Here is an 18,564-nt window from a genome sequence, read left to right on the forward strand (position 1 = left end):
GCAGCGTGAACGCGACGCGTAAGCCAGAACGAACGCTTACCTGGAAAACCAGGAAGCATGATGATCGGAGCGACGAGACTTGGACGATTTCGATGGCCGTTTGACCAAAGACGGCATCCGCATTCATGGACCACAGGATTTCGCGGGCATGCAGAAGGCAGGGGCCCTCGCTGCGCGTATCCTTGACGATATTGCACCGATGATCGCCCCCGGCGTCAGCACGGAGGCGATTGATGATGCCATCACGAAGATGGTGGATGCCTCTGGCGCGACCTCTGCGACCATCGGATATCGCGGCTATCAACATGCCAGCTGCATCAGCGTCAATCACGTGGTTTGCCATGGCATTCCTGGTGCGAAGACGCTGAAGGATGGCGATATCCTGAATATTGATGTCACCGTGATCGTGGATGGATGGTTCGGCGATACCAGCCGCATGTATGTGGCAGGCAGGCTAGGCCGCAAAGCCGAGCGTTTGATCCAAGTCACCCATCACGCCCTGTTCAAAGGCATCGAAGCCGTGCGCCCTGGCGCGACCTTTGGCGATATCGGCAACGCGATCCAGACCTATGTCGAGGCAAACCGCATGAGCGTTGTGCGAGACTTTTGCGGGCATGGATTGGGGCAGGTCTTTCATGCGCCGCCCAATGTTCTGCATTACGGCCGCCAAGGCACAGGCCCCGTTCTTGAGGAAGGCATGTTCTTCACCATCGAGCCGATGGTGAACCTTGGCCGTCCCGAAACAAAGGTTTTGGCCGATGACTGGACAGCCGTCACCCGTGACAAAAGCTTGTCTGCCCAATTTGAACATTCCATCGGAGTGACAGCAGACGGGTTTGAGATTTTCACCCTGTCTCCCTCAGGCAAGTTCCATCCCACCTATGAAGCCTAGGCTAGGGTCCGGAACACTAACCTTGTGTTAACCGCTTTGGGGCAGTCTTGCCCCATGACGCGGCACCCTGATCTCTTTTCCGAAGCACCCATGCCAGACTTCGCGCTGGCACGCCCGCTTGGCCCACCCAAGCGCAAGCCACAGCTTGGGGCCGAGGAACACCGCTTGGCGCATCGCAGGCGGTTGCGCCAGCGTTTTACCGATGGCGGAGCCGATGCTGTTCCTGATTATGAATTGCTTGAAATGATCCTCTACCGCGCGCTGCCCCGCGGTGACACCAAGCCGCTTGCCAAGGCCTTGCTCAAGAAGTTTGGCGATCTTAACCATGTCCTTGCAGCCCCGTCTGCGCGGTTGAAGGACGTAAAAGGGGTGGGCGAACGGGTCGTGTTCGAATTGAAACTGATCGAAGCCGTTGGCCACCGCATGGCGCGGGCGCGCGTTTTGAAAAAGCCGCTGCTATCCTCATGGGAGGCCCTGCTGGACTATTGCCAGACCGCGATGGCGCATCGCGATGTTGAACAATTCCGCATCCTGTTTCTGGATCGAAAAAATGTGCTTATCGCCGATGAAGCACAGCAAACGGGCACGGTTGATCATGTGCCTGTCTACCCAAGAGAAGTCGTGAAACGCGCGCTGGAACTGAACGCCTCGGCCCTCATTTTGGTGCATAATCACCCCTCGGGTGATCCAACACCCAGCATGGCCGATATTGAGATGACCAATGCCATCAGGGATGCTGCCGATATTCTGGGGATAACCATCCATGACCATTTGGTCATCGGCAAAGCGCGGGAAGTCAGTTTTCGTGCCGAAGGTCTACTCTAGCCAGACCTCGACACGCCTGTTCACCGCACGGCCCCAAAGCGTGTCATCACATGCCATAGGCATGGCCTCGCCATAGGCTTCAATCACCATTGTCACGCGCGAGAGATTGGCCGCAGCGGCAGCCTCTTGGACCGCAGCGCGCGCGGCCTCGGCACGGCGACGGGAAAGGCGTTCATTTACTTCCGCCGATCCTTCCGCATCCGAGAACCCCACAAAGACCAAGCGCCGCCCGTCAAACATGCCCCTCTCAATGGAACGTGCCAGCCGTGACACCGAACTGCGCGACTGTGCGTCCAACTCAACCTCGCCACCTGCAAAGCGGAAGGTCGGCGAGAGCCGCTCGGCCCGCGCCAGTCGGTCAGCAAGGGATTGGAGATCGGTCAAACCAACCTCATCCCCCGCCGCACGGATTGCATTGGTAAGACGCAGACCTTGAACATGCACGCCCGTGCGCGTGATCGATTGGTTCACAAACCCTGCACGCCGCACCACACGCTCAGCGGCTTGCGATTCGAAGAAGGCCATAAACTCACGCACAAGCTGCGGCAGGCGCCGCGCGGGCGTGTAAAGGAACAGGGGCGCGGTCAGCGGGTAATCCTCGGCCTTCAGGCTGCCAGGCGTTGCAAGCTGCGCAAAGCCGCAAGCGCCCGAAATGGCCAATTGCCGCGCATTTCGGATGGCAGAATACCCCGTGACCCCAAGCGCATAGGCATCATTATAAACAGCCTCCGAGATTTCGCGCAGGTCATCATGGCGCTGAACGGCTTGGGTGAATTCTGCCTCTGCGGGGCGCATGACCTGTTCATAGAAAATCTCGGCCAAGCCAGAACCATCGGCAGGGAAATGCAGCTCGATCGGCGCATCGGGCCCGCCAAGGTCGGACCAATTGGTAATCTCGCCCGAGTAAATGGAAATCAACTCCGGCAGGCTGAGTTGCACAACCGGATTGGCAGGCGACACGACAGGCACCAAAGCATCCAGCGCCACAACCCGTGATCGGCGCGACAGCGAAATCTCGGCATCCTCGGTCATCTCGGCGGCACGTTGCTCGACAACACTCGGCTCTCGCAGGGAAAGTGCGAGATCAGTTTCGTCATTCAAAAGCGCCTCAAACCCGCCATCAGACGATGTCGAGGACACAGTGAACCGCGCGGCTGTTGTGCCATCAGTGCTGCGGATCAGGGTGTAAATGGCGGTGCCATCGGCCCCGTCTTCGCGCTGGAATTCCATTTCACGCTCAAGGGCGAAGGCCTCCAACAAGGCAGGCATCAAGCGTTCCGCCATTGCGGGGGCACCTGCCAAGCGGGCCTCGGCAACGAAGGCTTCTAGATCGGGGCATCCCGGCCCGAGGCAGGCCACGCCTTCCGAAGCGATTGTAAGCGGCCCATAGACCGAATCGACGCGGTAGAATTCACCGTCAAAGCCAAGCAAATCGCCTTCAAGCTCGACAGAGCCGTCGAGCGAGCGCAGCATCACATCCTGTGCTTGGGCCGCTGGGGGCGAAAAAAACAGGGCGGCAAAAAGAGCCGCCCAGATCACATCACGCATCGAATTCCTGCATCTGTTCGTTTCGTCTTAGTTCGACGCAACTCTCAGGTCTTGGAAGAGATTTTGCAACAGCACGAAATCACCAATAGCCTCACATTCGGGCAGAACAAAGCTGACCTCGACCACTGCAACCGACCCGTCAGCGCGGGTTTCCAAAGTGCGGGCTTGGGTTGTCTGACCACAGGATTGCGCGGTGATGGGCGCATCGGCGGCCAGTTCAAGCTCGCCCTGAATGGCTGTGCGGGGAAAGGTATAGACCATCGCCAGCGATGGGTCTTCGACATCTGCCGCGCCCAATTGCGTGAGGAACCCGCCCTCGCCGATAACTGCGCGCTCGGGCAGCTGTGGGTTTTCCGACCAAATATGCCCTTCACCACCAAATTCCGCGGCAAATTCATAGGCATGCAACTCCAACCCGCGATCCTCGGCCCATTGGATAGCCACGCGGCCGAAATTCTCGAAATCAGGCACTGTCACCAAGACATCTTCGCCCGTTCCATCGGGCATATTCACGGTGATGAAAGCGGGGTTTTCAAAGGCTGGAAGATCAACGCTCAAATGGCCCATCTGATCCGCTTGCGCGGTAATGCTCAGGCCAGAATGCACAATCTCGATGCGCGCATCAGCTTGGCAGGGGTTCACTACATCAAGTGCGACCATTGCTGCGGGCATCGCCACGGCATTGATCTCAAGACCGCAAGAAAGGCCAATTGCGCCGTCCAATTGGCGCGCGCTCCCTTTCGGAGGGGTAGACGGCAACTCGACGGGTTGCAGCATTGAAGGCTGCGCCACAATGCCAAGCGCATCTGCATCCGTGTTTGGAAGCGTTGGCAAAGCTGTCTCTGTATTCGCCGCATTGAAGCTGACAGGCGTGATCGGCGCGAGGGGGCGCGTTTGTTCCGTTGTATTGGCCATGTCTTGCGCAGGAGCAGCAATCGCAGCCGCTTCCACGGGGGTCGAACGGTCCGATGTGGCATATGCCGCAGCCAAACCGCCGCCGCCCAAACATAGGCCGACAGATGCAATCCTGATCATTGTTGTCTTGCGGGCCATACCACGCTCCATGAATAGATTTAACGAATCTACACAGGAAATCGGGCGTTAATGTGCCGAAATCTCGCTGGAATCGCGGCAGGGTGAGGTGGCTCACCCCTGCGAGGGATGAGGCCAGTCCACGACCCACTCAGCGAGAAAAGACCTCAGGCGAGGCGTCCGTGGCAATGTTTGAACTTCTTGCCCGAACCACAGGGGCAGGCATCGTTTCGGCCAGGATTGCCCCAAGTATCTGGATTGCTTTCGTCAAATCCTTCAATCAGGGGGGTTGTCGCAGGCCCTGTTTGCGCCGCGTCAGCCGCGGCAAGAGCTGCTTGTTGCTGCTCTTTTTGCTTTTCCTGCAATTGGCGGATCATCTGTTCCTGCTGTTCAGGCGTCATCGGCTGAATACGCGAAAGTTTCTGGGTCACATCTGTCCGCAGGGAATCGAGCATGCCTTCAAACAACTGGAAGGACTCGGTCTTGTATTCGTTCAGCGGATCGCGCTGCGCATAGCCACGGAAGGCCACGACCGAACGCAGATGTTCCAGCTTGAGCAAATGCTCGCGCCATTTCTGGTCGATGGTTTGCAGCAAAACCTGTTTTTCGATGGCCAGCATCTGCTCAGGCCCGAAAGACGCGGCCTTGCCATCCATCAACTCATCCGAGGTTTCCTCAAGGCGTTCGATGACAACCTCTTGGTCCACGCCATCTTCTTCAGCCCAAGCGGGCACGGGCACATCGACGGCCAAAATTTCGCGCGCGGCTTCATGCAGCCCGTCAACATCCCATTGATCGGCATAGGTCTTGGGAGGGAGATATTGATCGACCAAATCCTCGATCACCTGATGGCGCATATCGCGCGCCACTTCGTTGATGTCCTCGGCGCCCATGATATCGAGACGCTGACCAAAGATAACCTTACGCTGGTCATTCATCACATCATCGAATTTCAACAATTGCTTACGCATGTCGAAATTGCGGCCTTCCACCTTGGCCTGTGCCCGTTCAAGCGATTTGTTGATCCAAGGATGAACAATCGCCTCGCCTTCCTGAAGGCCAAGCGTGGTGAGCATTTTATCCAAACGCTCCGATCCGAAAATCCGCATCAGATCATCTTCCAGCGACAGGAAGAACGAGGACCGGCCCGGGTCACCCTGACGGCCCGAGCGGCCGCGCAACTGGTTATCGATGCGGCGCGATTCATGGCGCTCTGTGGCTAGAACATAAAGGCCACCCGCCGCTTTCACGGCCTCTTCATCGATGGAATGCTCAGCCTCGATCCGCGCGCGGATTTCCTCGGGGTCAGCCTCGGGATCGGCGGCGATGGCTTCCATGATTTTGAAATCGACATTGCCACCCAGTTTGATGTCGGTACCACGGCCCGCCATATTGGTCGCGATTGTCACAGCACCCAGTTTGCCTGCATCGGCAACGATCTGCGCTTCCTGCTCGTGCTGGCGCGCGTTCAGAACGTTGTGCTCGATACTCTCCTTGGTCAGCAATTGGCTGAGCATTTCGGATTTTTCGATCGAAGTGGTGCCGACCAGAACGGGCTGGCCCTTGGCCGCCGCCTCACGGATCGATTCAACGATGGCCGTGTATTTTTCTTCCGCCGTGCGATAAACATGATCGTCATCGTCAATCCGCGCGATCGGGCGGTTTGTTGGCACTTCCACAACGCCAAGCCCATAGATCGACATGAATTCTTCGGCCTCAGTCGCGGCCGTGCCCGTCATGCCGCCAAGCTTGTTATACAGGCGGAAATAGTTCTGGAAGGTGACCGAAGCCATTGTCACATTCTCGGGCTGGATCTTGCAGCCTTCCTTGGCTTCAATCGCTTGGTGCAAACCATCCGACATCCGCCGCCCGGGCATCATGCGGCCCGTAAACTCATCAACCAGCACCACTTCGTCATTGCGAACAATGTAATCCTTGTCCTTGTGATAGACCTTATGGGCCCGCAGAGCATTGGTGGTGTGATGCACGATTGTGGTTGATTCAGGATCATAAAGGCTCTGACCCTCGGGCAGGATGCCCAATTCGGCCAGTTTCACCTCAAGGAAATCATTGCCCTCGTCGGTCAGGCTGACACCACGTGTCTTTTCATCCAGCGTGTAATGCTCTTCCTCAATGAAGGGGATCGCGGCATCAATCGCGTTATACAAATCAGAGCGGTCCTGCGAGGGGCCCGAGATGATCAGCGGCGTGCGCGCCTCATCCACAAGGATCGAGTCGACCTCATCGACAATTGCGAAATTATGGCCGCGCTGCGCCATTTCCGCGAGCGAGCCGCGCATATTGTCCCGCAGGTAATCAAACCCCAGCTCGTTATTCGTGGCATAGGTGATATCGGCGGCATAGGCCTCGCGCTTTTCACCATCAGGCTGGCGCGGATAAACAACCCCTGTCGTCATCCCAAGCGCGGCAAACACCTTGCTCATCCATTCGGCGTCGCGTTTGGCGAGATAGTCGTTGACCGTGACGACATGCACGCCTTCGCCAGACAGCGCGTTCAAATAGGCAGGAAAGGTCGCGACAAGGGTTTTACCCTCACCCGTTTTCATTTCCGAAATATTGCCCTGATGCAGGAAGATGCCACCCATCAACTGCACATCAAAGGCCCGCAGACCCAAGGCCCGTTTCGCAGCTTCGCGGCAATTGGCGAAAGCTTCGGGCAGCAGGTCATCCAGCGATGCACCACCCGCTACTTTTTCGCGAAGGTCATTGGTTTTGGCGATGATCCCCTCATCCGTGAGGGCCTCGAACTCAGGCTCGAGCGCATTGATCCGCTGCACAAGTGGATAGGCTGTTTTTACCTTGCGGTCATTTGGCGACCCAAAGACCTTTTTCGCAATATTTCCTAGCCCGAGCATCCGCTATCGCCTTTTTAATTTTTTTCGTGGCGTAAAGCCGCCATGGTCATCCAATCGTGAGGCCGCTCGGGTTGTTTGCCCCTGCGCGGCGGTCTAGACATGGGCAAAACGGCCTGCCCCCTAACGCCCAAACCGAATTGGGACATAAGGGCCAGCCCGTGGCCTGTCAACGGAACCCACCAGATGGGGTGCCAATAAATAAAGGACTTTTGATGATGAAGCGTTTTCTTTCCGGTGTAGCCCTCTCTGCTCTGCTTGCCTTTCCGGTTGCAGCACAAGAGGCAGATACCGTTGTCGCATCGGTAAATGGCAATGAAATCACGGTTGGTCACCTCATCGTCATGCGCGCCTATTTGCCCGAGCAGTATCAGCAATTGCCTGATGACGTGTTGTTCCAAGGCATGCTTGAACAATTGATCCAGCAAGAGGCGATCGCGTCGTCGGTTGATGGCGAAATTGGATTGCGCAGCCAGCTTGGCCTCGAAAACGAACGCCGCGCCTTTATCGCGGGCTCCGTCATGGATGAGATTGCGATGCAGCCTTTCTCGGACGAAGAACTGCAGGCCGAATATGACGCACAATTCGGCGCGGTTGAGCCAACCACCGAATGGAATGCCAGCCATATTCTTGTTGAAACCGAGGAAGAAGCGCTGGCCTTGATTGAGGAACTGGCGGGCGGCGCTGATTTCGCCGAGCTGGCGCGCGAGCATTCGACTGGCCCCTCTGGCCCGAATGGTGGCCAGCTTGGTTGGTTCTCGGCAGGCATGATGGTGCCATCCTTCGAGGCCGCTGCCGCAGACATGGAAGTTGGCGAAATCTCGGATCCGGTTGAAACGCAATTCGGTTGGCATGTGCTGATCCTGAACGACACACGACAGGCCGAAGCGCCCTCGCTTGATGATGTGCGCCCCGAGTTGGAAGAAGGCCTGCGCCGCGCGCGCATGGATGCGCATCTCGAAGGCCTGATGGCCGAGGCCGATATCATCCGCCCCGAGCTTGACATTGACCCTTCCGTGATCAGCAATACCGATCTGTTGAATAACTGATCCACGACAGGACTGCCCATCATGGCTGCAAAAACTGCCCCGCCCGTATCGCCCTTGGCGCCTTCGGGCGGTTTTCCCGATCTTCCCGCCATTGACGGCGTGCGTTTCGCATCTGGCGCGGCAGGTGTGCGGTATAAAAACCGCACCGATGTCATGCTGGCAGAAATTTCTGCTGGCGCGTCTGTTGCAGGTGTTTTCACAAGCTCCGCAACACGTTCCGCCCCTGTTCTGGATTGTCAGGCCAAGCTTGCCAGCCTGTCCGATCAGGCAGATGGCGGGTTTGCGATTGTGGTGAATTCAGGCAATTCCAATGCCTTTACAGGCAAAGCGGGCGACCAGACCGTGGAAGCCGTGACCAAAGCCGTTGCTACCGCTCTGAACATCCCTCAGGCCCATGTCTTTTCGGCCTCCACGGGCGTTATCGGTGAGCCGTTCCCCCCTGAGCGGATCACCAATATCCTGCAACACCTCTCGGATGAGCTTGACCCAAATGGTGCCGAAGGTGCTGCCCGCGCCATCATGACAACCGATACCTTCCCCAAAGGCGCCAAAGCCGAGCTGAGCCTTGGCGGCAAACCTGTAAAGATCGCGGGCTTTGCCAAAGGCTCGGGGATGATCGCGCCTGATATGGCGACGATGCTGGCCTATGTCTTTACAGATGCCGCGATCGCGCAGCCTGTCTTGCAAGACATGCTGTCGGATATGACGAAACGCACCTTCAATGCGGTAACGGTCGATAGCGATACCTCCACCTCGGATAGCCTGATGGCAGTGGCCACGGGCAAAGCAGGTCACGCTTTGATCAGCGATCGGACAAGCCCCGACGCTTTGGCCTTCGCCAAAGCCTTTGAGGCCGTGCTCAAAGACCTCGCCTTGCAGCTTGTGCGCGACGGCGAAGGGGCCACGAAATTTGTCGAGGTCAGGGTCAGTGGTGCAAAAACCGAAGCGGATGCGATGAAAGTCGCGCGCGCCATCGCGGATTCCCCGCTCGTCAAAACCGCCCTTGCTGGTGAAGACCCGAATTGGGGGCGCGTGGTGATGGCCGTGGGCAAATCGGGCGCTCAGGCTGATCGTGACCTTCTATCGATCCGCTTTGGCGATATTCTTGTGGCCGAAAACGGCTGGGTTGCCGATAGCTACCGCGAAGAGATCGGCGCCGCCTATATGAAAAACCAAGAGCTTCTGATCGATGTTGATCTTGGGCTTGGCGCAGGCTCGGGCACTGTTTGGACCTGTGACCTGACGCATGGCTATATCACCATAAATGCGGATTACCGCTCATGAAGGTGGTTCTTGTCTCCGCTGTCGCCCTGATTGACCCCGATGGCCGCGTGCTGCTGGCACAGCGCCCCGAGGGCAAAAGCATGGCGGGCCTTTGGGAATTCCCGGGCGGCAAGGTCGAGGCAGGTGAAACACCCGAAGCCGCATTGATCCGCGAGTTGCAAGAAGAACTTGGGATCGACACATGGTCCAGTTGCCTTGCCCCCCTGACCTTCGCCAGTCATTCCTATGAAGATTTCCATCTTCTGATGCCGCTTTTTGCCTGCAGGAAATGGGATGGTATCCCCTCCTCGCGCGAAGGGCAGGCGTTGAAATGGGTAAAGCCTGCAGATTTGAGATCCTACCCCATGCCTGCGGCAGATGTCCCGCTGATCCCGATCCTGCGGGATTGGCTCTGACCCAATCGCTTCACGTTGAATGCGAAGCATCAAGCGCCCCCAGCACATCAAAAGATCAAACCCTATACGAAAGATACGTTCGTTTCTTGCGCCTTTGACCATATGATTGTTATACCTGAACTCGGGGGGAGTATTATGGTTAAAACAATTACACTTGGCACATGCGTATCCATTCAGGGTATTTTTGTGAGAAAAGCCGCAAATGGCAGGATCGTTGTTCGCGTTGCGGATAAGACCTATGTCGGCACGCCCGTAGGCGCTGCGGCCTAAGCAAAATCACACTACGAAAAAAGCCGCGTCAAACGCGGCTTTTTCTGTTTAAGAAGCATCCCACCTCGGGAATTTGACCCCTTAGTGCCGATTGGCTGAGCAGGTCAGCCCAACCAACCTTTCAGATTATCCGAAGCGACCTCGGCCAGCGCATGAATATGCGCGTCATTGTCGTTGAGGCAGGGAATATAGGTGAAGCTTTCGCCGCCAGCATGCTCGAAGCTCTCGGCGATCTCTTCATTGATCTCTTCGAGGGTCTCGATGCAATCCGCCGAGAACGCGGGCGCAATCACAGCGATCTTCTTTTTGCCCGCTTCCGCCAAACGCGCAACTTCTTCGACAGTGTAGGGCTGCAACCATTCCTCAGGGCCAAAACGGCTCTGGAAGGTGGTGACAATATCGGTGTCTTCCCAACCCAGACGTTCCTTTAGCAGACGCGTCGTTTTCTGGCATTGGCAGTGATAGGGGTCACCCTCCATCAGATATCGCTTGGGCACCCCGTGATAGGAGGCGACCAGTACGTCAGGGCGCTCGTCCATTTTGGAATAGGCCTCTTCGACCGATCTGGCCAAAGCGTCGATATAAAGCGGGTTCTCGTAATAGGGCTCAACCGTGCGCACCAGCGGCTGCCATTTGATATCCTGCAAAGAGCGGAAGAATTCATCGCAAGCCGTAGCCGAGGTCGCGCCCGCATATTGCGGATAAAGCGGGAAGAACAAAATCTTCGTGCAGCCTTGGGCCACCAGCGCATCAACCTTGGATTTGGTCGAGGGGTTGCCGTAGCGCATGCAGAAATCAACAACGACATCCTCGCCATAACGCTCCTGCATTTGGGCGGCCATTTTGGCGGTCTGGTCTTTGGTGATCGTCATCAGGGGGCTTTCGCCCTGCTCATGGTTCCAGATCGACTTATAGGCCGCGCCCGAGCTGAAAGGGCGCTTGGTCAGAATGATCAATTGCAACAGCGGCTGCCAGAGCCATGGGCTGTAATCAATCACACGCCGATCCGAGAGGAACTCGTTCAGATAGCGGCGCATGGACCAGTAATCGTAATTGTCAGGTGTGCCCAGATTAGCCAGCAAAACGCCAACCTTGCCGAATTTCACCTTCGGGTGATCGCTTGGCGCATGTGCGAGGGATGCCTTTGGCGTTTTTTGCATAATGTTCATCTTGGCCTAAATCTCATTTCTTATCTCGGTCTAGGACGGGAGCAGCGCTCTCGTCAAACTCGGTGGTGTTCAATGCGTCGGCAAGCCGCGTTCCCGCACTGCCAGGCCTGAGGGGTTTCTGTTGGCTCTCATGCGGAGCCCATCCTGAAAGGAATACGAGCTCAAAGCTCGATTGGATGCGTTTTTCTTCAGCAGGAAAATTTTCGGCATAAAGCTCGGCCGCACGCGCAAAGAGGCTGCGGGGCGGAATAGCACGGTGGCGCGTGTTCAAAACATTGGTTTCGCCCATATCCCGCAGGTCATGCATCAGGTGGAACATGCTGCGATAGGTCACCGTTTTCTTAACAGCATCGGCGACAGGCAAAGATAGGCCAGCCCGCTGGATCAACCCGCCCATATCACGCAATTCCCCCATCGGGGCCACGCGCGGCGACAGGCCACCCGATATCTCGACCTCAGCCTGCCCAAGCGCGGCGCGCAACTCCTGCAAGGTCTCGCCGCCCAGTGACACCGCCAGAAACAGGCCATCAGGCTTGAGCGCCCGACGCGCCTGCACAAGCTGGCCTACCGGATCATCGGACCAATGCAGACACATCGCATGGATAACCAGATCATGGGCTTGCGGCGCAAGATCGAGCGTTTCTGCATCCTCGACAATGCGCGCCTGCGGGAAAAGAGAGCGCCAATACTCGCGAAAGCCTGTCACAATCGCGGGTGACGTAAACCTTCTGTTAACGTCTACCAGTCTCTCCTGAATTTCGAAGATCGCCTCGTCATGGAGGAATCCTGCCCTATCCAGCCGTGCACGCGCACGCCGAAGCGAAAGGGCGGATCGATCCACCAAGGAAGGTGTTGGCACTGTCATGGCAATCCTGTTCGAGGGTCAGTTGCAATTTAGGGGCCAGAGATGAGAATGCAAAGCATCCTGCATGCGGTGTTTCCGCCCGAATGCCTCCACTGCGCAACCCGCGTTGGAACCGATTTTGCGCTATGTGGTGAATGCTGGGGCGAAACACCCTTCATCCATGGTGCAATCTGCGACACTTGCGGCTGCCCATTGCCTGGTGACGATGAAGATGAGCGCTTGCGCTGCGATGACTGCCTCAGCATCGCGCGGCCGTGGAATAAAAGGCGCGCGGCGCTGCTCTATTCCTCCATCGGGCGAAAGCTGGTTTTGGGCCTTAAACATGGTGATCGGGCCGATATCGCGCGCGCGGCGGGGCCTTGGCTGGCGCGCGCCGCCGCTGATCTGCTGGAGGGTGCACCACTTTTGCTGCCCGTGCCACTACATCACACGCGGCTCCTGCGGCGCAAATATAACCAATCTGCCCTTTTGGCCCATTCCATGGCGCAAGCAACGGGGCTGACTTGCCTGCCTGACGCGCTGCTGCGCCGCAAGATCACACGGTCACAAGACGGGCTGAACCGTGATCAACGGTTCGACAACCTTTCGGGCAGCATCACCGCAAACCCCAAACGCGCGGCCGACCTGAAGGGGCGCAGGCTTTTGATTATTGATGATGTGATGACCTCAGGCGCCACGTTTTCCGCTGCAACGCAGGCCGCGCAATCGGCTGGCGCTGGTCCCATTTCCGTGATCGCTCTGGCGCGCGTGCTCAAGGATGCCTAGATTGCATTCAAACCACGATATGAGCGGACAGACAGATGCAAAACGTCGAATTATACACCTCCCCACTTTGCGGCTTTTGCCATGCGGCCAAACGGCTTCTGAGTGAGAAAGGCGTCAGTTTCACCGAGATTGATGTCGCGCGCGATCCAGCCAAGCGTCAGGAAATGCTTGGCCGCGCCAATGGGCGGCACACCGTGCCCCAAATTTTCATCGGGAAAACCCATGTCGGCGGATATGACGACTTGGCCGATCTGGATCGCAACGGAAAGCTTGATCCGCTGCTCAAGGGCTAAAACGCGCGGAGTTGACCTGAGCGAATAGCCTATGGTTCAACGCAAAACGCCCTGATCTGCGGAAGTTCCACTTGCCCCAACCCACCAGCTAGGGTTTTAGTCCGCGCATGAGCGCGAATGACGATCCTTTGGCAATTGCCCTATTCAGCGAAGTTTTCATGGCAGACCAGCTTGCACGCGGTCGCCTGTCGAAAGTGCTGCCCAAAGGCATGGAACTCAGCCATTTCTCGGTGTTGAACCACCTCGCCCGCGCAAATGACGAGAAAACACCCGCACAATTGGCGCGCTTGTTTCACGTCACACGCGGGGCGATGACCAATACTTTGAACAAGCTGGAATGGGCAGGCCATGTGCATATCCGCCCCGATTGGGACGATGCGCGCCGCAAATTCGTGTCGATCAGCCCCTCGGGCCGCAAGGCGCGCGAAGCAGCGCTTGATGCGATTGCCCCGATCCTGTCCGAGACGGTGAACGCCATTGGCGCGGATCGCGTGCGTCAGGCCTTGCCCGTCATCCGCGAGATGCGCCAGCGCCTTGAAAGCGAAGACTAGATCGCCTCAGGCAGGTTTGGTCGAGGCTGTGACGTAATTCACGCTCAAATCCCGATCCGAGATGGACCAGCCCCAAGTGATCGGGTTGAAGACATATCCCTTACGATCAACAGGCGTCAGCCCTGCCTTGGAGATCAAATCGAACAGCTCGTCCGGCGTGATGAATTTTGACCATTCATGCGTTCCTTTGGGCAACCAGCGCATGATATATTCAGCCCCCACAATGGCCATGGCAAAGCTTTTCGGGTTGCGGTTGATCGTGGAGCACAACATCAGACCATTCGGCTTCAAAAGCGCGTGGCAGGCCGTCAGATAGGCCAGCGGGTCCGCGACATGTTCCACGACTTCCATATTGAGAACGATATCAAACTGCTCGCCCGCCTCGGCCATCGCTTCGGCGGTGGTGTGGCGGTAATCAATCTCGAGGCCTGATTGCTCAGCATGAATTTGCGCCACAGGAATATTGCGCGGGGCCGCATCCGCCCCAACCACATCCGCACCAAGCCGCGCCATAGGCTCGGATAACAAGCCGCCGCCGCAACCGATATCGAGGATGCGCAGCCCCTCAAACGGTTTATCAGCCTTCAGGTCGCGCCCGAACTCGGCAGCAATCTGCGAGGTGATATAATCCAACCGCACAGGGTTCATCATATGGAGCGGCTTGAACTTGCCTGTTGGGTCCCACCATTCGGCGGCCATAGCCTCGAATTTGGCGATTTCGCCTGCATCAACAGTTCCTGTGGCGGTGTTCATGGACATCCCCAATTCTTCTTGTCAAACTTGCGCGGGTGTTAGACCGGATATTTTGTTCTATATAGGACAGTAATGGACAAGTTCTCGGGCCAAAAGCGCGCAGCCGCGCATCTGTTCCCGCCGGTCGACCCTTACGACCAGCGTAGTCTGGATGTGGGTGATGGGCACCATCTTTATGTCGAGCAATGCGGCAACCCCGATGGTGCGCCTGTTGTGGTGCTGCATGGTGGACCTGGCGGCGGCTGTAGCCCCGCGATGCGGCGCTATTTTGACCCCGAGCAATGGCGGATCATCCTATTTGATCAACGCGGCTGTGGCCGCTCGCGCCCGCATGCCTCGGTCACGGCCAATACCTCGTGGCATCTGGCCGCCGATATTGAAAAAATTCGCGAAACCCTCGGCATTGAAAAATGGGCGGTCTTTGGCGGCAGTTGGGGCGCAACGCTTGCGCTGATCTATGCCCAGACCTACCCGACATCCGTGGCCTATCTGGCCTTGCGCGGCGTCTTCCTCTCGATGCAGCGCGAGCTTGACTGGTTCTATGGCGGCGGCGCGGGGCAGTTCTGGCCCGAGCAATGGGCCCGTTTTGCAGGCCTCATTCCCGAAGAAGAACGCGGCGATATGATTGCCGCCTATAACCGCCGTCTGTTTTCGGGCGATCTGATGATCGAAACCCGCTATGCCCGCGCATGGGCTGCATGGGAAAACGCACTGGCCTCTATGGAAAGTGACGGCCATGGCGGCGAAAGCCCTGCCGATTACGCGCGCGCCTTTGCACGGCTTGAAAACCATTATTTCGTCAATCGCGGTTTTCTGGAACAAGACGGCCAGTTGCTGCGCGATATGCCCAAAATCGCGCATATCCCCGGCACGATTGTTCAGGGCCGGTATGATATGATCTGCCCGCCAAAATCCGCCCATATGCTGGCCGAGCGCTGGCCGAGTGGTAAATTGCAAATGGTCAAAGCCGCAGGCCATGCTTTGTCCGAGCCAGGTATCAGCCATGAGTTGATCCGTGTGATGCGCGCGGTTGGTCAAAGGCGCAGCAAATTCGGGCTTTAAGACCGGCCTATTGATGGCTTGAGCCCGAGATGGCAGGGCGCGGCATTGGCACCAATCCGGGGCTCAGGAGATGCCTGATCAGCGCCACAGGATGGCGCCGCAAGCTCAGCCGCATCGAGACATAATCCTCCACCACCTCTTCTCCTTCGGTCATCTTGGGAAGATGGACGGCAGGCTCGATAATCCCCTCCCCATCCAGATCGCCCGAGAAAAGCGGCAAAGGCTCGGACGGGCCAAGCGCTTTGGCTGCCCATAGCGCCTCGCGGCGCGACAGGCCGAGCACTTGGAACGTGTCAGCCTCGGCCAGAATGGTCAGCATCCGCGCATCGATCGAGGCACGACGCCAGACATCTTCGACATGGTGATAGCCATTGCCCCGCGCGGCCACGATCCAATGGGCGTCTTCCTCGCGGATGGATTTGATCTGCCGAAACCCGAGGCGTAAGGCCAGTGTGCCCGTCTCGCTCCGCTCCATCACATTATCCCAATGCGACTGGTTGATGCAGACGGGCCGCACCTCGACACCATGTTCACGCGCATCGCGTACGATCTGTGCGGGCGCGTAAAACCCCATCGGCTGGCTATTGAGAAGCGCGCAGGCAAAAATGCCGGGATGATGGCATTTGAGCCACGAGGAGGCATAAACCAAAAGCGCGAAACTGGCCGCGTGGCTTTCGGGAAATCCATAGCTGCCAAAGCCTTCGATCTGCGAAAAACACCGATCCGCAAATTCGGCATCATAGCCGTTATCCCGCATGCCTTTGAGAAACCGCGTGCGGAATTCCGAGACTTTGCCATGCTTTTTAAAGGTCGCAAGGGACCGGCGCAGGCGGTCGGCCTCATCGGGGGTGAAATTTGCCCCCACAATGGCGATCTGCATGGCTTGTTCTTGAAACAGGGGCACGCCCAAGGTTTTGCCCAAGACCTCGCCCAAAGCATCCGAGGGAAAACTGACGGCTTCCTCTCCATTGCGGCGGCGGATGAAGGGGTGGACCATATCGCCCTGAATGGGACCGGGGCGGATGATCGCGACCTGAATCACCAGATCATAAAAGCTGCGCGGCCGCATGCGGGGCAGGAAATTCATCTGCGCGCGACTTTCGACCTGAAACACCCCAAGGCTGTCGGATTTACACAGCATGTCGTAAACGCTGGGGTCTTCGGGCGGCAGGGTCGCGAGGCTGTAATCAACCTGATGATGCTTTTGCAAAAGATCGAAGGCCTTGCGGATGCAACTGAGCATGCCAAGCGCAAGAATATCGACCTTCAGGATACCAAGCACGTCGATATCATCCTTATCCCAACAGATGACCGTACGCCCCTCCATCGAGGCATTCTCGATCGGCACCAATTCATCAAGCCGCCCCTCAGTGATCACGAACCCACCCACATGCTGGCTGAGATGACGGGGGAAGCCGATGATCTCGCGGATCAGTGCAATGGTCTGGCGCAGGCGCGGGCTGGTTGGGTCAAGGCCAAGCTCGCGCATGCGGGTCTCCTCCAGACCTTTGGCCGACCAATGGCCCCAAATCTGGCTGGACAGCGCCGATAGGGTATCTTCGCTGAGCCCCATAGCGCGGCCCACTTCCCGCACTGCCCTTTTGCCGCGATAATGGATCACCGTGGCACATAGCCCCGCGCGGTGCCGACCATAGCGTTGGTAGATCCATTGGATCACCTCTTCGCGGCGTTCATGTTCGAAATCCACATCGATATCGGGCGGCTCATCCCGCGCCTCTGAGACGAAACGCTCGAAGACCATGGTGCCGATTTCGGGCGAAACGGATGTCACCCCGAGCGCATAACAGGTGATCGAATTGGCCGCCGAGCCACGCCCTTGGCACAAGATACCGCGCGAGCGGGCGAAATCGACAATGTCATGTACGGTCAGGAAATAGGGTTCATAGCCAAGCTTGGCGATCAGGGTCAGCTCATGCTCCATAAGCTTTTTGGCGCGATCAGGGATGCCTTGCGGATAACGCCAAGCCAGCCCCGCCCAAGCCAGCCGCGCCAGACGTTGGCTGGCGGTTTCACCCTCGGCAATCTCGGACGGGTATTCATAGCGCAGCTCGTCAATGCGGAAATTCAGGCGGCGGGTCAGATCAAGCGTGCGGTCCACCGCAGATTGATGGCCCGCGAAAATGCGGCGCATCTCCTGCTCCGAGCGCAAGCGCTGTTCGGAATTGGCCTGCGCTTCGGTGCCCAGATCCTCCACCCGCAGACCTTGCCGAATACAGGTCAGGATATCGGTCAGCCTGCGCCGTGATCCATGATGCATGATCGGACAGGCCGAGGCGATGGTGGGCAGCTCAAGCGCATCAGCCAAACGGGCAAGCGTTGCAAACCGCGTGCTATCCTGCCCGTCATAGGCAGGCGCCATCAGCAGATGCAACGCGCCCTCAAAGCGGTGCGACAGACGCCGCGCCATCTGTTGCCACGCCCCCGTATCACAAGACAGATCAGGCGGGGGGAAGAGAAGCAGTTCAAGCCCGTCACCAAGCTCCAGCACATCTTCAAGCCCAAGATCGCAGGATCCTTTTTCGGCTCTAAGCCGCCCGTTAGAGAGCATTTTGCACAGATTGCCCCAGCCTGTCCTGTTTCGCGGCAGCGCCACCAGCTCAAGCCCGTCGCGCAGAACGAGGCGGGCTGCAGGCAATAGGCGGGGGAGGTGATCAATGGGCGCGCGCGGCGCGTCGGGAAGATGCGCGGGCTTGGGTGGGCCTATCGGATCTTGTGTAGCGAGAAGGCGGATCTGGCGGGCGATCTCTTTCAACTCGGAATAGGCCCGCACAATGCCCGAGACCGAATTTTCATCGGCAATCGCGATGGCATCAATGCCAAGAAGCGCCGCACGCGCGGCGTATTCCTCAGGGTGGGAGCCACCCGTGAGGAAGGTGAAATTGGAAGTTATGGCAAGCTCTGCGAATCCCATAGACCC

17 protein-coding genes are annotated in these 18,564 nt (G+C 57.7%); 10 read left to right on the top strand and 7 right to left on the bottom strand.

The annotated features are described in order from the left end of the window. Positions 1 to 79: 79 nt before the first annotated feature. Together map and radC are read left to right on the top strand one after the other, a co-directional pair. A complete protein-coding gene (gene map / locus ACTYEO_RS05605; protein ID WP_449322734.1) occupies positions 80 to 892 on the top strand; it encodes a type I methionyl aminopeptidase in 813 nt (270 codons plus the stop codon). 54 nt (positions 893 to 946) lie between these two features. Next, complete coding sequence (gene radC / locus ACTYEO_RS05610) at positions 947 to 1,717, top strand: RadC family protein (protein ID WP_449322735.1); 771 nt, start codon at positions 947 to 949, stop codon at positions 1,715 to 1,717. On the opposite strand, the gene ACTYEO_RS05615 is transcribed toward radC, so the two are convergent. The 3 genes from ACTYEO_RS05615 to secA all read right to left on the bottom strand — a co-directional run bounded on the left by ACTYEO_RS05615 (position 1,709) and on the right by secA (position 7,173). Further along, positions 1,709 to 3,265 (bottom strand): substrate-binding domain-containing protein, encoded by a 1,557-nt coding sequence (locus tag ACTYEO_RS05615; protein ID WP_449322736.1) that lies wholly within the window; start codon positions 3,263 to 3,265, stop codon positions 1,709 to 1,711. The genes radC and ACTYEO_RS05615 overlap by 9 nt on opposite strands. A 27-nt stretch (positions 3,266 to 3,292) precedes the next feature. Continuing rightward, a complete protein-coding gene (locus tag ACTYEO_RS05620) occupies positions 3,293 to 4,318 on the bottom strand; it encodes a hypothetical protein (RefSeq protein ID WP_449322737.1) in 1,026 nt (341 codons plus the stop codon). A gap of 146 nt (positions 4,319 to 4,464) precedes the next feature. Further along, positions 4,465 to 7,173, bottom strand: a complete 2,709-nt coding sequence (secA, locus tag ACTYEO_RS05625; protein ID WP_449322738.1) for a preprotein translocase subunit SecA — start codon at positions 7,171 to 7,173, stop codon at positions 4,465 to 4,467. Positions 7,174 to 7,385: 212 nt separating this feature from the next. Here secA and ACTYEO_RS05630 point away from each other — a divergent pair, with 212 nt between their 5' ends. The 4 genes from ACTYEO_RS05630 (at position 7,386) to ACTYEO_RS05645 (ending at position 10,168) form a co-directional block, all read left to right on the top strand. Continuing rightward, the gene (locus tag ACTYEO_RS05630) at positions 7,386 to 8,219 is read left to right on the top strand and encodes a peptidylprolyl isomerase (protein WP_449322739.1); all 834 of its coding nucleotides are present in this window, start codon (positions 7,386 to 7,388) and stop codon (positions 8,217 to 8,219) included. 21 nt (positions 8,220 to 8,240) lie between these two features. Next, a complete protein-coding gene (gene argJ, locus ACTYEO_RS05635; RefSeq protein ID WP_449322740.1) occupies positions 8,241 to 9,503 on the top strand; it encodes a bifunctional glutamate N-acetyltransferase/amino-acid acetyltransferase ArgJ in 1,263 nt (420 codons plus the stop codon). Continuing rightward, positions 9,500 to 9,898, top strand: a complete 399-nt coding sequence (locus ACTYEO_RS05640) for a (deoxy)nucleoside triphosphate pyrophosphohydrolase (protein WP_449322741.1) — start codon at positions 9,500 to 9,502, stop codon at positions 9,896 to 9,898. The genes argJ and ACTYEO_RS05640 overlap by 4 nt, the downstream gene beginning before the upstream one ends. Positions 9,899 to 10,033: 135 nt before the next feature. Beyond that, on the top strand, positions 10,034 to 10,168 hold the full coding sequence (locus ACTYEO_RS05645; protein ID WP_449322742.1) for a hypothetical protein: 135 nt from the start codon (positions 10,034 to 10,036) through the stop codon (positions 10,166 to 10,168). A gap of 104 nt (positions 10,169 to 10,272) precedes the next feature. Here the strand turns inward: ACTYEO_RS05645 and hemH are convergent, their stop codons facing one another. Further along, positions 10,273 to 11,328: a ferrochelatase gene (hemH, locus tag ACTYEO_RS05650; RefSeq protein WP_449322743.1), complete on the bottom strand. Its 1,056-nt coding sequence runs from the start codon at positions 11,326 to 11,328 to the stop codon at positions 10,273 to 10,275. Between the two features lie 22 nt (positions 11,329 to 11,350). Further along, positions 11,351 to 12,202 carry a methyltransferase domain-containing protein gene (locus ACTYEO_RS05655; RefSeq protein WP_449322744.1) on the bottom strand — a complete coding sequence of 284 codons (852 nt, stop codon included), beginning with the start codon at positions 12,200 to 12,202 and terminating at the stop codon, positions 11,351 to 11,353. 42 nt (positions 12,203 to 12,244) lie between these two features. Here ACTYEO_RS05655 and ACTYEO_RS05660 point away from each other — a divergent pair, with 42 nt between their 5' ends. The 3 genes from ACTYEO_RS05660 to ACTYEO_RS05670 all read left to right on the top strand — a co-directional run bounded on the left by ACTYEO_RS05660 (position 12,245) and on the right by ACTYEO_RS05670 (position 13,811). After that, positions 12,245 to 12,967, top strand: coding sequence for a double zinc ribbon domain-containing protein (locus ACTYEO_RS05660; RefSeq protein WP_449322745.1), 723 nt, complete (start codon positions 12,245 to 12,247; stop codon positions 12,965 to 12,967). 35 nt (positions 12,968 to 13,002) lie between these two features. Beyond that, positions 13,003 to 13,260, top strand: coding sequence for a glutaredoxin 3 (gene grxC / locus ACTYEO_RS05665; RefSeq protein WP_449322746.1), 258 nt, complete (start codon positions 13,003 to 13,005; stop codon positions 13,258 to 13,260). Positions 13,261 to 13,367: 107 nt separating this feature from the next. After that, a complete protein-coding gene (locus ACTYEO_RS05670) occupies positions 13,368 to 13,811 on the top strand; it encodes a MarR family winged helix-turn-helix transcriptional regulator (protein WP_449322747.1) in 444 nt (147 codons plus the stop codon). A gap of 6 nt (positions 13,812 to 13,817) precedes the next feature. On the opposite strand, the gene ubiG is transcribed toward ACTYEO_RS05670, so the two are convergent. After that, positions 13,818 to 14,564 carry a bifunctional 2-polyprenyl-6-hydroxyphenol methylase/3-demethylubiquinol 3-O-methyltransferase UbiG gene (ubiG, locus tag ACTYEO_RS05675; RefSeq protein ID WP_449323001.1) on the bottom strand — a complete coding sequence of 249 codons (747 nt, stop codon included), beginning with the start codon at positions 14,562 to 14,564 and terminating at the stop codon, positions 13,818 to 13,820. A 72-nt stretch (positions 14,565 to 14,636) separates the two neighbouring features. On the opposite strand from ubiG, the gene pip reads away from it, so the two are divergent. Further along, a complete protein-coding gene (gene pip / locus ACTYEO_RS05680) occupies positions 14,637 to 15,626 on the top strand; it encodes a prolyl aminopeptidase (protein WP_449322748.1) in 990 nt (329 codons plus the stop codon). 7 nt (positions 15,627 to 15,633) lie between these two features. Here the strand turns inward: pip and ACTYEO_RS05685 are convergent, their stop codons facing one another. Continuing rightward, the gene (locus tag ACTYEO_RS05685; RefSeq protein ID WP_449322749.1) at positions 15,634 to 18,558 is read right to left on the bottom strand and encodes an error-prone DNA polymerase; all 2,925 of its coding nucleotides are present in this window, start codon (positions 18,556 to 18,558) and stop codon (positions 15,634 to 15,636) included. Positions 18,559 to 18,564 lie beyond the last annotated feature (6 nt).

The sequence above is a fragment of the Rhodophyticola sp. SM2404 genome, from assembly GCF_053570515.1.